Annotated in this window: 11 protein-coding genes and 2 pseudogenes; 8 read left to right on the plus strand and 5 right to left on the minus strand. The window is 59.1% G+C overall.

Features of this window, described 5'->3' with window-relative positions; all coding sequences use genetic code 11:
• Nucleotides 1-7 precede the first annotated feature (7 nt).
• The 3 genes and pseudogenes from AM571_RS21495 (at nucleotide 8) to AM571_RS21505 (ending at nucleotide 3,082) form a co-directional block, all read left to right on the plus strand.
• On the plus strand, nucleotides 8-700 hold the full coding sequence (locus AM571_RS21495; RefSeq protein ID WP_074063537.1) for an ArsR/SmtB family transcription factor: 693 nt from the start codon (nucleotides 8-10) through the stop codon (nucleotides 698-700).
• 499 nt (nucleotides 701-1,199) lie between these two features.
• Nucleotides 1,200-2,637, plus strand: a pseudogene (ltrA, locus tag AM571_RS21500) (group II intron reverse transcriptase/maturase).
• A gap of 229 nt (nucleotides 2,638-2,866) precedes the next feature.
• Nucleotides 2,867-3,082, plus strand: a complete 216-nt coding sequence (locus tag AM571_RS21505; RefSeq protein WP_074063538.1) for a hypothetical protein — start codon at nucleotides 2,867-2,869, stop codon at nucleotides 3,080-3,082.
• 107 nt (nucleotides 3,083-3,189) lie between these two features.
• Here the strand turns inward: AM571_RS21505 and AM571_RS21510 are convergent, their stop codons facing one another.
• The 4 genes and pseudogenes from AM571_RS21510 to AM571_RS21530 all read right to left on the minus strand — a co-directional run bounded on the left by AM571_RS21510 (nucleotide 3,190) and on the right by AM571_RS21530 (nucleotide 9,124).
• Complete coding sequence (locus AM571_RS21510) at nucleotides 3,190-5,652, minus strand: S8 family peptidase (RefSeq protein WP_074063539.1); 2,463 nt, start codon at nucleotides 5,650-5,652, stop codon at nucleotides 3,190-3,192.
• A 15-nt stretch (nucleotides 5,653-5,667) separates the two neighbouring features.
• Nucleotides 5,668-6,651, minus strand: coding sequence for an AAA family ATPase (locus tag AM571_RS21515; protein ID WP_074063540.1), 984 nt, complete (start codon nucleotides 6,649-6,651; stop codon nucleotides 5,668-5,670).
• 329 nt (nucleotides 6,652-6,980) lie between these two features.
• Nucleotides 6,981-7,643: pseudogene (locus tag AM571_RS21520) on the minus strand (IS6 family transposase).
• Nucleotides 7,644-8,173: 530 nt separating this feature from the next.
• A complete protein-coding gene (locus AM571_RS21530; RefSeq protein ID WP_074063542.1) occupies nucleotides 8,174-9,124 on the minus strand; it encodes an AraC family transcriptional regulator in 951 nt (316 codons plus the stop codon).
• A gap of 113 nt (nucleotides 9,125-9,237) precedes the next feature.
• Here AM571_RS21530 and AM571_RS21535 point away from each other — a divergent pair, with 113 nt between their 5' ends.
• Nucleotides 9,238-10,194 (plus strand): quinone oxidoreductase family protein, encoded by a 957-nt coding sequence (locus AM571_RS21535; RefSeq protein WP_074063543.1) that lies wholly within the window; start codon nucleotides 9,238-9,240, stop codon nucleotides 10,192-10,194.
• A gap of 708 nt (nucleotides 10,195-10,902) precedes the next feature.
• Nucleotides 10,903-11,850: a DUF389 domain-containing protein gene (locus tag AM571_RS21540; protein ID WP_237358573.1), complete on the plus strand. Its 948-nt coding sequence runs from the start codon at nucleotides 10,903-10,905 to the stop codon at nucleotides 11,848-11,850.
• Between the two features lie 447 nt (nucleotides 11,851-12,297).
• Here AM571_RS21540 and AM571_RS21545 read toward each other — a convergent pair whose 3' ends face one another.
• Nucleotides 12,298-12,804, minus strand: coding sequence for a universal stress protein (locus AM571_RS21545; protein ID WP_074063545.1), 507 nt, complete (start codon nucleotides 12,802-12,804; stop codon nucleotides 12,298-12,300).
• Nucleotides 12,805-12,931: 127 nt separating this feature from the next.
• Here AM571_RS21545 and AM571_RS21550 point away from each other — a divergent pair, with 127 nt between their 5' ends.
• The 3 genes from AM571_RS21550 to tnpB all read left to right on the plus strand — a co-directional run bounded on the left by AM571_RS21550 (nucleotide 12,932) and on the right by tnpB (nucleotide 13,970).
• Nucleotides 12,932-13,069, plus strand: coding sequence for a transposase (locus AM571_RS21550; RefSeq protein WP_081377173.1), 138 nt, complete (start codon nucleotides 12,932-12,934; stop codon nucleotides 13,067-13,069).
• 77 nt (nucleotides 13,070-13,146) lie between these two features.
• Complete coding sequence (gene tnpA / locus AM571_RS21555) at nucleotides 13,147-13,617, plus strand: IS66-like element accessory protein TnpA (protein WP_074061609.1); 471 nt, start codon at nucleotides 13,147-13,149, stop codon at nucleotides 13,615-13,617.
• On the plus strand, nucleotides 13,614-13,970 hold the full coding sequence (gene tnpB, locus AM571_RS21560) for an IS66 family insertion sequence element accessory protein TnpB (protein ID WP_064697832.1): 357 nt from the start codon (nucleotides 13,614-13,616) through the stop codon (nucleotides 13,968-13,970). Before tnpA ends, tnpB begins: the two co-directional genes overlap by 4 nt.
• Nucleotides 13,971-13,977: the final 7 nt, after the last annotated feature.

Below are 13,977 nucleotides of genomic sequence, written 5' to 3' on the forward strand. Positions count from 1 at the left end.
GAAGTCAATGACGAATGAATTAGAAGTAGCGACAGCCATCGCCAAGATGCTCGCCGACCCTTTGAGACTGCAGATGCTTCAGTGTCTCACCTGGGGACCGTGTTCGGTCGCGCAGCTTACCGAGGCGACCGGAACGTCCCAATCAAATGTTTCCAACCACCTTCGGCGACTGCGTGCGCACGGCCTCGTGGAGGCGGAGAAAAATGGCCGGATGGTCATTTATCGCGTCGCCTCGCCGACAATCGCCGAGGTGATTGCCTCGCTCTCCTGGGCCGCCACCGGCAGCCGAACGATGACGACAATGCATACGCCGGATGCTCTTCGGCAGGCGAGGACATGCTACGATCACCTGGCCGGCCGCATCGGCGTCCAGATTATGCAAGGTTTGATTGGCTACGGTGCGTTGACGGCACCTGCCTTCCCTTGGGATGATGTCCGCATCGGGCCTAACGCGCGGGATGCATTCGATCGATTGGAACTGGACTACGGTACACACGAAGAAACCCATTCGCATAGGCGACTAGCTTTCGCCTGCCCCGACTGGAGCGAACATCATCAGTTTCACTTAGGAGGTCACCTTGGAGCGGCGCTCTGCCGGCACCTCCTGGCGAAGACATGGATCCAGCGGGACGCCGACCGCAGCGTCACAGTAACTGCGGCGGGGAAGCAAGCTCTGGCGTGGCTGACCGACCAAGAGTAGGCAAAAGCAGTTGGTGTCACTGGCAGAACGATGAAAGCCGAGAGGTCAAATCGTCCAAAAAAAGCGGGTGCCCAGATGCAAACTGGTGAATGCCACTACACTGCCGCGCGCCTAGCCTGACCAGCAATATCCCGATGTCCGGCGTGACAGACGCGATTACAGAACCCACTGGGACACGATCCTGAGATGCTCCGCAATGAGCAGGATTGCGGTTTTCGGCAAGCCTCGGTGCCTTATAGATGAGTCGGTAGGGGAGCGCATAGCCAGCCATTGAGCCACGAAAGGGATTTCGTCCCGGATGCCGATCCGTTATTTTAGCGGATGGCGAAACGGACAAGCGCGATTTTTCGCGAGCGCTTGTTCCGATCCGGCGTGGTCTGAGACCTGGCATGTGCGGAAGCTCCTTGTACGGGAACCGGGAGATCTCTGGATTGACCAAACACCCCAAGACTACGGTGTGGATGGTCCGCAACGGGAAGGCGAGGAGCCGTAGCCGTTGATGCACGATCCAGAGAAGTCTGACACCGGCATAGTAGCTGGGAAGCCGACGAACAAAGCCGGGCGACCGGTGGCGGAGTTGGTGGAGCCAAGGCCGGGGACCAAGGGGAAAGCGGAACAGCAACACATGCACCGGACACAGAGCCGGGCTCGCATGTCCCAGGCGCTGGACCGCGTACGGCAAGCCGCAAGGCTGAGGAAGAAGGAACGGTTCACCGCGCTCTTCCACCAGATCAATGTCGACACACTTCGGACGGCGTTCTACACGCTTAAGCGCAAGGCCGCTCCAGGGGTGGATGGCATGACATGGCAGGACTACGAGGCGGTCCTTGAGCCTCGGCTCAAGGACCTGCACGAATGGGTCCATCGGGGAACGTATCGACCACAACCGTCTCGCCGGACGTATATACCGAAGGCGGACGGGAAACAGCGGCCGCTAGCGATTGCAGCTCTGGAAGATAAGATCGTTCAGGGTGCAACGGTCATGGTGCTCAATGCCATCTATGAAGGCGACTTCTGTGGGTTCTCCTACGGGTTCCGACCCGGAAGAGGGCGGCACGATGCATTGGATGCCTTGTACGTCGCAATCGACCGACGGAAGGTGAACTGGATCGTCGACGCCGACATTCAGAATTTCTTCGGGGCGGTCAGTCAGGAATGGCTGGTTCGCTTCGTCGAACACAGGATCGGCGACAAGCGCATCATCCGCCTGATCCGCAAATGGCTCAAGGCGGGCATCTTCGAAGACGGGATCATGACTGTGGAGGACAGGGGAACGGGTCAAGGATCGGTGGTTTCGCCGCTTCTGGCCATATCTATCTGCACTACGTCTTCGACCTGTGGGCCCAGCGCTGGCGACAGCGTGAGGCTACCGGCGGCATGATCATCGTGCGCTATGCCGATGATGTGGTCGTTGGTTTCGAGCGCGAGGGGGATGCTCGTCACTTCCTCGATGCGATGCGCGCAAGGCTTGAGGAGTTCGCGCTGTCGCTCCATCCGGACAAGACCCGCCTGATTGAGTTTGGTCGCTTTGCGGCGGTCGATCGCAAGAAGCGCGGGCTCGGCAAACCGGAGACTTTCGCATTCCTGGGATTTACCTTCATCTGCGGAAAATCCGCAAAGGGCGCTTCCAGCTTAGGCAGAAGACCCGAAGCGACCGCATGCGGGCGGAGCTCAAGGACATCAAGGCGGAGCTGCGGCGTCGGATGCATCGGCCGATCCCCGAACAGGGGAAGTGGCTGAGGCAGGTCGTGACAGGTTATTTCGGCTATTATGCGGTGCCGACGAATGGCCGGGCGCTCTCGGCGTTCCGGCACCATGTGACCGATCTCTGGCGGCGGACGCTTCGGCGGCGCAGCCAACGAGACGGCTTCACCTGGGCCCGCATGACGAAACTGACCGACGACTGGCTCCCCAAGCCGCGTATCCTTCACCCGTGACCCAATGAGCGCTTCGCCGTCAGCCACCCAAGGTAGGAGCCGAGTGCTCGAATCGGGCTCGCTCGGATCTGAGCGGGGGCGCCCAGTAATGGGCGTCCCTACCGCGATACTGCCAAGTCTCAAATTAAGTGCCAGGCTATCTTGTTGAAAATGTTAGGCCGACGAGGAACTGCCTGAGATCGCTTCGGAGCTAAAGGGCGCGGACGCGATCACCGACCTCGTTTCGCAAATGCGCGTCCTTTGGGACCGACGCGGCGAGTGGGAAAGCTATGATGAGCTGATGGCCCTCGGCCGGATGGGATTTGCACTCATTCGCGCCTGCGGTGTGCATGCGACGCCGCAGGCGAATGGTACGGCCTACATCAACGTGCCCTACACCGCCGATACGATGCCGGCCGGCGCGACGCAGGCCAATCTTTACCGTATGCTGATAGGGGGCATGTAGCAAGAAAGCAAATGGCGGATGGATCCGCGGAGGCGGCACCCGTAGCGCATACAGCTTGCTCGCCTCACTTCCTTTGAAATCCTGACCAGCTTTCGGTCAGGTCAGCCTCATGCTGCAGGAATCTCGATCTCCAGCTTGTTCTCAATTGCAGTGTAAATGTCGATCTCTGCGCCGGGCGCCCTGATGGATACCACGAGCGCATAGCGTGCTGCTCGATCCCAACGCTGAAGCCCTGGCTTTTCTTTCCACCAGCCGCTGACCGGGAAGACGCCGATCGCATCACGTTCGGCGAGCGCCGCCGCGCTGCCCCGCCAGATGTCGGAATGCACAGACCCTCGATCACGTATCATGCCGAGAAACCAGTTGTCGCCGCCGGCCGCCGCGCCAATCTGACCTTCTTCCTCTGCTTCCGCTGCTTTGTTGATGCGCGTCCGGAACTGTTGAAGATCTTCAAGAGAGCGTTTGACGGCAAATCGCAGAGAGTGTGACGAATAACGATGTCGACGTGTCCACCCGCGTTCGCCTGGATTGGGTTCGATGAAATACGACAGCGTGATCCTAAGCTCCACGTCAGCTGCGCCGAGATCGAGAAGCTCGTCGCGTGGCCATGGCAAAGCGTGCAAGTTCATGCTTCGGGTCTTAATCCTCGAGTCTTCCTTTTTGAACGGCAGCAAAACGTCTTCGACTACAAGGGTCGCGTCGTCCGTAGCGCTTCTCAACGCACGGGAAATGTCAGGCACGCCCCAGCCGTAGCGTCGGAGCATTGCCATTTTCATGGCTTGCGTGCCGGCGCCGTCGAAATGGCCTTTCATTGCCGGTGTCCATTCGGCGGAATGAATGGCGAGCCCCCGTACCGTTTCCGGCCAAAGAGTCGGACGAGCGGCGATGATGTTCGCACAAAGGTTCGCGCCAAGCGCAGCGGCGGCGCTCGTATCACCAAATGTATCGAACAAACGAATATTGGGTCGGTAATACGTCGTCAGCAGCTGCAGATCGTCGATGTGAGAACTCGGGTTCATGCCGTCGTGCGCGAAGTTTCCACCTTCGAAGACGACATCCGGCCTGACCGGCCATTGACGATCCCACGTGCCCGAAGTCCTGCTGGCTGGTGATAGATCACCGGCCGGAGCGACCGCGGCCCAATCGCCGAACGCCGGATCAACGATATTGATCTTGTCAGTATAGGCTCCGACAACGAGCGCGTTCCAAGCCTGGGCTGGGCTTTCCGCCTCCTCCAGATCATTTCGATCGGGATATTCTGCTGCGTGGATGTCACCGCGCAGATTGCCGGCGGCGATGACCATCAGACGTGAAAGAGCGCCCCCACCGTAGGTCAACTGATCGATAGCAGCCGACCACGACGAAGGACGTCCGCGTGCGAGGCCGATTTCGCTTGTAACCGCCATGCAAAAGACCCGCTTGCGAAGGGGAGCGTTTGCCTCGGCCTTGGTCATGCTGGTTTCTGTAATCGCGCCATATAGCAGCGGATCATTGCCACCGTTTGGCGGGAGAATTTTTACAGTCTCAAGCCAATAGGGTAATTCGACGGCACCTTGCCGCGCGAGCGTCTGCTGGAGATCGCCATAAAGCGCCACGCCAGACATCGAAGTGCCATGCCCGTTCCAGAACTGGCTATCGCCCACACCCCAATTGTCGTCGTATGCATGCTGGCTGTCGGCCGGCAACGCGGGAGCGATCAAAGGGTGTTGCCGTGTCGCTCCGCTGTCGAGCAGGCATATGGCCGGCGCGAGCGCGTCCGGGGCGACAAGACGTCCTACGAGATCCTCTGCCCACTCAACTTGCTCAGGTGCCCCCATCTTCAAAAAGATTGATGGTGTATCCTTGGCGAGTCGAAGTTCAGCGATAGCGTCCGAATTGCACACGACGCGTGCGATCGTGGCTTCTGTGCCGTGAGCGAGCACGACATCCCGTTCAGGAAAGCGGATCGCGTGATCCTTGAGAGGAATATTCAAACGGCCAGCCACTGTTCGAAACGATGCGATCCTTCCGTCCCTGATCCAGACCTCCCACCATGCAGCTGCGTTTGGTTGAGGATAGAGCTCCGCAGCGTCGGTGAACAGTGATCGCACGGCAGCCAGGCGAACGTCTTCAACGCGCGCAATTAAGGCTTCGTTTTTGGGCCGGCCCGTCTTCGTCTGCTCGTTTCGGTAGGCGTCGATCTTTTTGCTATAGAACTCGAGTGAGCGCTCAGGCACGAAGACGGTCGCGGTGATACTCTCCTCGCCAGCCGCAACCTGAGGAACGGCGACCAGTTCAATGCCAGCCGGTCTGTTTTCCAATGCATCGACGGCACCCCGTTCAGCCGCGGGAATTTCAAACTGCAAGTAGAAACCACGGTCGCCTTCCGAGATAGCCGGTTCCCTCGCGGCCATAGTCTGCTGCGCTCCGGCGATAGCGGTTGCAAGCGATTGAGAAAGCTTTGCAGCGTGTTGCGCGCGTGCACGGGCAGGGGGTAGACCGGAAATGACCGTACGCGGCGAGGTATAAGGCTCTGCTTGTCCGCCACCGTCCAAGAAAAAGTGAGATCGATTGCGAGGCGGTCGGGCCATATACTGCTCGTCGCCTTATCGCATCGTGTTGTGACGTTCCAACAGGGCACCAAGTAGTAGAGAGGTTTCGACCGTCGGCTTGTCGCTCAAGATAGCGATCTTTGCCGCTTCGTCAGCCGCTCGTGCTATCTCCGCCTGACTGAGCCCCTTGGCCGCATCGAGGATTGCCGACCAATTCATCTTTTTCGGCTTAAAGCGTGACAGATGCGTCTCCAGGATTCCACGCGTGATGCGTTCGTCCGGTAGTTCGTACGCGATGACATCGTCAAAGCGACGGAAGATCGCCCTATCGAGAAGTTCGGGATGGTTCGTGGCAGCGATGATTACGCTCGGGCCATAGTCGTTCTCGATGAACTGGAGAAAGGAATTCAGCACACGACGAATCTCGCCGACATCATTTGGCCCGGACCGCTGCGATCCGATCGCATCGAATTCGTCGAAGAAATACACGCCCCGTTGCGCCGCGACGGCATCGAATACCAGTCTCAAGCGCGAAGCTGTCTCTCCCATGAGTTTGCCAATGAGGCCATCATAAAGCACTGTAAAAAGCGGCAACTTAAGTTCATGCGCCAACGCCGCCGCAGTCATTGTCTTGCCAGACCCTGGTGGGCCGACAAGGAGCAACTTGCGGCGAGGTGTCAGGCCATGGGCTTGCAGGCGCTCTTGGTGCCGCTGTTCAGCGATCACTCTTCCAAGCCGCTCGCGAAGCTCGTCGGACAAGATCATGTCTGCCAGCCTCGTGTCCGAGAAACGTGCGGCGAGCAATTTCGTCAACTCGCCTTTCGGCTGTGCGATCGGCACTGGGCCCGCGCCAATGCGTGCGACCGTCGACGTTTTGCCACGAGCGGCGTCGATTAGCTCTTTGAGCTCCTGTGCGAGCTTGCCATGACCTTGTCGGGCTTCGTGCGCGGCAAGCTGTGTCGCCACGGAAAGGAAGCGACCTTCATCTCCGTCTATGTGGCTCTTCAGCAAAGCTACGATGTGTTGTGCCGTGGTCATTTTCTCGAACTAATCGTTGGTCTGCTTGTCGGTGCCATCGGCACCTTAGCGTCTATCCGTTTCAATGTGTCAGATATTTTCCAGTACGTCGTTTCAGAAATGAATCTGCCCACAGATACTCACTCAGGTTGCAAGGGCTATCGTATACATCGCACAAGGCGTTTAACATTTACTTGTGGAAGCGGTCAAACCGGAGTGTCCCAGCGCCTTCAGCATGTCGGCTGCGGCAATAACGGTCTTGCGTGATGGAAAGGGGTTCTGTCGCAAGTTTTTGGAAAGGCCGCAGAGACGGTTATCGCTGGACACAGTTATGCCGCGAGTGCGGCGAATTACTGAAATGCCGATTGGCCATATGTTGAAAATTGGCGCTTGCGGATCATGTGAGCCACCTCCCTAGCATCCAGTGTTGCTGACGCAGACTGAAAAGATTTGAAGCCTTTCATGGGTCGGGTCAGCTTCCTGATAAACCGGTGGTCCTGCTCAATCATGTTGTTGAGATATTTGACCTGCAGGATCTCGATCAGCCAGAACCATCCATACAACAGCAGCAGCCGGTTGATGTTTTGCAATCCTGCCAGGTTCGCGCCGCTCTTGTCGAGGACCACCTTTTCGGGCCAGCCATTGCTCTTGATCGTGCCGGCGAAGAAAGCCCTGGCCGCGGCCTCATCGCGGTGCTCAGACAGCATGAAATCAAGGGTTTTGCCGAATTTGTCGACAGCGCGATAGAAATAGGTCCACTTGCCTTTGACCTGGATATAGGTCTCGTCCATCCGCCAGGAGCTGCTGGTTGCGGATTTGCGGCGCTGGGCCTGGCAGGCAATCAGGGGCGAATATTTCACCACCCATCTGTTCAGCGTCGCGTGGTCAACAGCAACGCCGCGCTCGGCCATAATCTCTTCCAGATCACGATAGGAGACCGCATGCCCTGACGTAGAAAAATACCGCGTATAAAATCAATCTTTCGGGTAATGACTGCCTTTGAAATCGATCATGATCGGGGAAACTCAACATGCCTGCTCATATTCAACCAGAATCTATGCCATGAACAATCAGGTTGCAAAATTCGCTGAGAAGCTTGCGACAGAACCGACGCAGATCATATCGAGATCGGGCCGGGCCACCATCTCGCGGTAATCAACATGCGCGTCCGGGATGCCGTGCAGGCGCGGCCGCTTTGTCGGCATTCTCCTGGCTGCGTGAAGCAACCGCAACCAACTCGTACTCAGGCAGCGCTTTGAGCCCAGGGACGTGTGCGGTGGATGCCCACGCGAAGGAGTTGGTACTCGCGCCGATGATGCCGACGCGGATCTTGCGGTCACCTGCCATGAAAAGCATCTCGCTCGTATATGGACATAGTGCGGGAGATGGCGACGGTCTTTGGCCCCGTCTGCTGACCTGGAGCTCGTGGACAATAGGCTGGTCGAGGTTGCAACTTGCGCTACTGACACCAATTTTCAAGATTGAACCTTCACCACGCCGGCCGATTACCCATGCGGTCGAAACCAGGATCGGTATGAGGGCGTTAGAGGTCACCGCTTGGTGGCTGTTCGACAAGGGAATGCGCCTCGGCGGCTCTGGAGTAGCGCCGTGGCGATAGCCCCATGACACGCGTAAACGCCGTGTTGAAAGCGTTCTCGGATTCGTAGCCGACAGCACGCGCGATACGCGCCAGCGTTTCGCGGCCGGTTACCAGTCGCTCGGCGGCCAGCATCATCCGCCAGCGCGTGAGATAGGCGACCGGCGTCTCTCCCGTCTTCTCTCGGAAACGTCGTGCGAAAACGGTTCGTGACATTCCTGCATGTGCCGCAAGTTCTTCGAGCATCCAACCATGTCCCGGATCGGCATGGATTGCCCCGATGGCGGCACCGACCTGCGGGTCGGCAAGGCCCGCGAACCAGCCGATCTCCGCGCCGGACTGCTGCGACAGATAAAGGCGGAGCGTCTGCGCCAGCATTATATGCGCAAGGTGCTGCGCCACGAGAGATGCGCCCGGCTTCACTTCCCGGAGTTCCCGCATCATCAACTCGATCGACCAGCGGAGCGCCTCCTGGTCCCCGGCAGCCTTGAGGTGGATGACGGGCGGCAGCGTCCGGAGCAGCACGTCGGCATGCCGACCGCTAACTTCGAAGCGGCTTCCGGCCAGAAGCACGTCTCCGCCGCCGTTGTAGGTGACAGTCTCTCCATCCCGGTCCGGCGCAAGGGCCTCGCTTGCGAGCGTCGGGGCCAGCGCCGGGTCGCTCGATATCCGCACTGGGCGTCCGCTTGGCAGCACGAAGCAGTCGCCGGCGAGGATTTGGACTGGCTCGCCGGAGTCATCGAGCATGAGCCAGCAACTGCCGCGGATTACGGCGTAGCATTTGATCCTTCCGGCAAGATCGTCGAGTCGCAGCGACCAGTCGCCGCCGGCGTCGAAACCGGCGGTGATGTAGCTGCGCGGCTTCAGCAGCGAGAGAATTTCGGAAAGCGGGTCCATGGGAAAGGCACGATCGCGAAGAAAATTGAGACTTCCAGCTAGAGCGCGTACCACGGATCGCAGATATCTTCATCTCTAAATCGACAGTTCGATTGCCTTTACGGAGAGAACAGATGAAAGCTGCAGTAGTCACAGATTTCGGCAATGCGCCCACCTATGGCGATTTCCGGAAACCTGTCGCGGGTGAAGGGGAAACGATTGTGCGGGTTCACGCTGCGCCGCTGAGCCCCATCGTCAAGGCGTTGGCGTCGGGCAGGCATTACACGAGCGGCGCCCAGGCCGGCTTCGTACCTGGCGTGGATGGCGTCGGCACCGACCCCGATGGCCGGCGGGTATATTTCCTTTTTCCCAAGGCCCCCTTCGGCTCGATGGGCGAACTGGCGCTGGTCTCGAACGAAATGATCGTCGCCATCCCTGGCGATATCTCCGACGTACGCGCTGCGGCGGTCGCGACCGGCGGCCTGGCGTCATGGGTTGCCCTGACGCGCCGAGCGCCGATCCAGCCCGGCTCTACCGTGCTCGTCAACGGCGCGACCGGCGCTGCCGGTGGGATGGCCGTGCAGATCGCGCGGCACTTCGGCGCGGGCAGGATTATCGCGGTCGGTCGCAGCCGCGAGCGGCTGGACCGGCTCGAAGTCGAAGCACGAATTGCTCTCGACGACGTCGCCGACGGGGCGCTGCGCGCCGAGTTCGACCGCGGTGTCGATGTCGTGCTCGACTTCATCTGGGGCGAGCCTGCCAGCCGGGTGATCGCGGCCGCAACGAAGAATCGCGGTTCCAGAATGGGCGAACCGAGGGTGCGTTACGTCCAGCTCGGCACGGCTGCGGGTGACGAGATTTCGCTCCGTGGCGATGCTTTCCGCGGTTCGGGGCTCGAGTTGATGGGCAGCGGCATCGGCAGCGTCGCCATCCGGGAATTGTTGGCCGGCGCCCGCGAGCTTCTGACGGAAACGAACAAGGCAGGGTTTGACGCTCCCGTCACGACGCTCCCGCTCACGGCCGTCGCCGACGCGTGGGTCGGCCCCTCTGATGTTCGCTACATCCTATCCCCGGTGGGCCACACACATTGACGCGGAAGGCAATGTCCGTCCGATTGTTGGAGCGGACGGACAGCGCCTTGCACAAAGGCTTTCAGGAAGGGGAGGCCAGCCAATGGCCTGCGAGAGCACTGCGATCCTCACCGGGTCTGCCGTGCAGGACGGCTGGTCTCAAATTACCAGGGAACGACGCCCACTTTCGCATGGGTGAACGAACCTGTCGGCAATTCCGAGCCAGGCAGCGCCACACGCACGGTCTCGGCGGCGCCCTCCTCAACACTATCCGGGCCGTATTACAGCGAGGTTTCGACTACAACTCGGATGTTTTACACAAGTAATTTCAATCTTCTCTTGGAAGGAGAACGCCGCACCCGTTCTTATTATCATTATCCGGACGAATGAATCGCGCCCGGTTGCTGCGAACCTTTTGAGTAATTACAAATGAAACTTGATTCCAAGAGATTCCAAATGGGTTCGATTTTCAGCATGCGACATATATGATACGCACCTTAAAATCTTATGATACTTCAAACGATACCGAATGCTAATTAGACGCTTGATTTAGTGGTTACATACTGAGATTTTTCAACTTTTTAATTCGCTGTGAATGCCAGGCTAGCGATTTTCACCGGGCAGCGAACCTTTCGGTTCGGTGGCTCTTCAAGAGTTGTCCATCGAAGGGCACTGTCGATGCTTCAGGTCCGCGTCCTGGCCCCACGTCAAATTTGTAATGACGCAATCGTGGCCATCAGGGCCGATCCGACGACTGCGAATCTGGCGATCATGCGCGGGGTAGCGCTCGGCGGCCACGGCGATCTGCTCCTGTTTGACGTCGCCCGCGAAAATGTGAATAGCATTGTCGATATGCTGCGGGAGCTGGGGATCGAAGCGACGGGATCGATCTCGCTGCTCGATCATGTGACGGTTATCTCCAATGCGGCCGAGACCGCCGAGGCGGCCGCGAACGGCCACCCCGCCGACGCCGTAATCTGGGACGAGATCGAGGATCGGGCCGAGGAAGACGCAAGGCTGTCCTGGTCGTTCCTAAGCTTCCTCGTGCTGGCTACGTTGATCGCCGGCGTCGGGCGTTATCTTGACCAGCCGATCCTCATCATCGGCGCGATGGTGGTCGGCCCCGAATTCGCACCGATAGCCGCTATCTGCCTGGCTATCGTCCGACGTCGCTGGACACTGCTGCGACCGGCAATGACCAATTTGCTCAGCGGCTTCGCGCTCGCAACGGCTATCGCCTGCGTCGTCTGGGCCGTTGCCTATGAGACCGGCCTCATTGACCGGTTTGCCGCCACCACCGGCGCTGCCACGGATTTCATCATCAAGCCGGACGTGTGGTCTTTCGTGATCGCACTGCTCGCAGGCTGTGCCGGCGTGCTCTCGCTCACCGCCTCAAAATCCTCCGCGCTGGTTGGCGTGTTCATCTCGGTCACCACCGTGCCGGCCGTCGGAACGATCGGACTGACGCTCGCGGTCAGCGCCTGGGCCGAAGCCTGGGCGGCACTGACCCAGCTTTTCATCAACATCGCCGGCATGATCATCGCCGGGACGGCCACCCTGGCCGCGCAGCAGTTGACGAACCGATTGCCGCCGAAGACGCGGCGAACGGCGCTCCGACCACGCGCCGGCAAATCGCACCGTCGCAAGACCCGACCAGCATTGAAGCGCCAGCCATGAAGCCCGCGGTCTCCTCTTCTTCCGCACGGCAGCAGCACCTTTCCTTTCCGGGCCGCACAGTGATGACCTTGCTATGCGGGAAACACCCAGTGCCGTTTTCTGAGGCAATCCGCAATCTCGACGGTGACACGTTGCCAAGGCCCGTGGACCGGAACGATCCTCGTGCGCGAGGAGCGAACCCCTTCCGCATTTTGCCGTTAGATATGAGCTAGTCCGTCAGAGTGGTTTTTTGCCCATAACGGAATCGGCCTGAAAATCTGCCTCTGGGTCCCTATCAGCACCGATGTTTACTGCCGGCCAAGCGTTGGTCGCCGCTGCAAGAAAGGCCTCATACTGATTACTTGTCGGTGGCGCGCCGCTGGCAAATAGAAACGTCCAAGGCTCTGACGGTTCTACCGCGATACCGGTACATCGCAAGGCGGAGCATTGAGAAAATCCAAAGCATAGCTACCGATAAGGCTTGCAGCGATGCGACTTTTCCAGTGAATGCCAAGGACGAGAAGATCGAGCATCCTGCTCGAGAAGAATCTTGCTAATGCCATTTTCGGTCTCGTTGCGTTCCAGTTTAGGGGTTACGGATGCCTCGCAATGCCCATGTTCTTTTAAGAATGCGTCCATGGCTTTCTGAGCTTCGTGCTGGAATTCCTCGACGAGGGGGCGCTCATATTCCGCCAACTGCTCGGCGTTCAATTTGATGCGACCCGGAAACGGTGTCTCAAAGACATGCAGTAGGAAAAAATCGGCGTCAGTTGCAAGTTCAAGCCCCATGGGCAACGCACGCGCCGAACAGGGTGAGAACTCGGTGGCAGACACAACGGTATGGTAGGAGCCCGCGAGTTTGTCTTTCACCACCAGAACCGGAACGACGCTGTTGCAAGCAATATGCTCTGCCTTTGTACCAACGAATACATCTTGCGAGCTCGCATGGTGTAAGCCCAACACGATGAGGTCCACCTTTCTAGCTGCAACTCACAGAAGATGCTCATTACTGTATCCCTCCGGCGTGGACCGCCTTGCGAGTTTTTGGCGATATCGTGATTTTGCGCTCTTGAGAGTGGACTTAAGAGCGCGTTGAGGAACGATGGCACAGGCAATTTTGCTGACGGGTCAAGAACGGCGTCGTCGTTGGTCGGCAGATGATCGGCTGGAAATTCTGGAGGCGGCATTTGCGCCGGGGGCAAATGTCTCGGAGGTGGCGCGTCGCTTTGATGTTTCGTGAGCGCGACGAACAGCCCACCTTTTCTTTGTTGGTAGAGCCCGCGAGATAAGCTCCTTCATCGATAGGAGCGGAATGGAATGGTTGGAGATCGCGCTGATGCCATGCTTGAAGTCATGGATGAAGGCATGCATGAAGCCAGGCATGAGGGAAAGTATCGTCGGATCGAGGTGATCACCGGTCGGCGGCAGCGGCGGAATTGGACTGACGAGGAGAAGGCGCAGATCCTGGCGGAAAGCGCGGAACCTGACGTGAACATCTCGGCCGTTGCCCGGCGCTGGGGCGTCAATCGCGGCTTGCTGAACGTCTGGCGTCGGGACGCTGGGCTGACCTCTCAACGAACCGCGAAGGCCTGCGCGCAGCAGGCGATGTTCGTGCCGGTGACGGTGGTTGGCGATCGAACGTCACGCCAGGAATCGCCGTCGGATGTCGCCCACGTCGCCGCCGGTCGGATTGAGATCGAGATTGCCGGGGCGCGGCTGAGCGTTATCGGCGCAGTGGCGCCCGAGTTGGCGCAGGCGGTAGTAGCGGCGTTGCGAGGGCGCCGGTGATCGGAGTTTCGCCAAATGGCGTGAAGATCATGGTGGCGACGCAGCCTGTCGACTTCCGGCGCGGCATGAATGGCTTGGTGGCCTTGGTGGCGTCAGCGCTTGCGGCCGATCCTTACTGCGGCGACGTGTTCGTGTTCCGCGCCAAGCGTTGCGATCGACTTCGCTGCATTTATTGGGACGGATCAGGCATGATCCTGGCGACGAAATGGTTGGAAGGCGGGAAGTTCGTTTGGCCACCGGTCCGCGATGGCGCGATGCAGATGAGTAGCCAAGAGTTCTCGCTATTGCTGGCCGGAATTGACTGGACGCGGGTCAAGCGAAACCCGGTAAAAAGGCCGACGAAAGCAGGCTGATCCTATT

This window comes from Rhizobium etli 8C-3, assembly GCF_001908375.1.
Lineage (GTDB): Bacteria > Pseudomonadota > Alphaproteobacteria > Rhizobiales > Rhizobiaceae > Rhizobium > Rhizobium etli_B.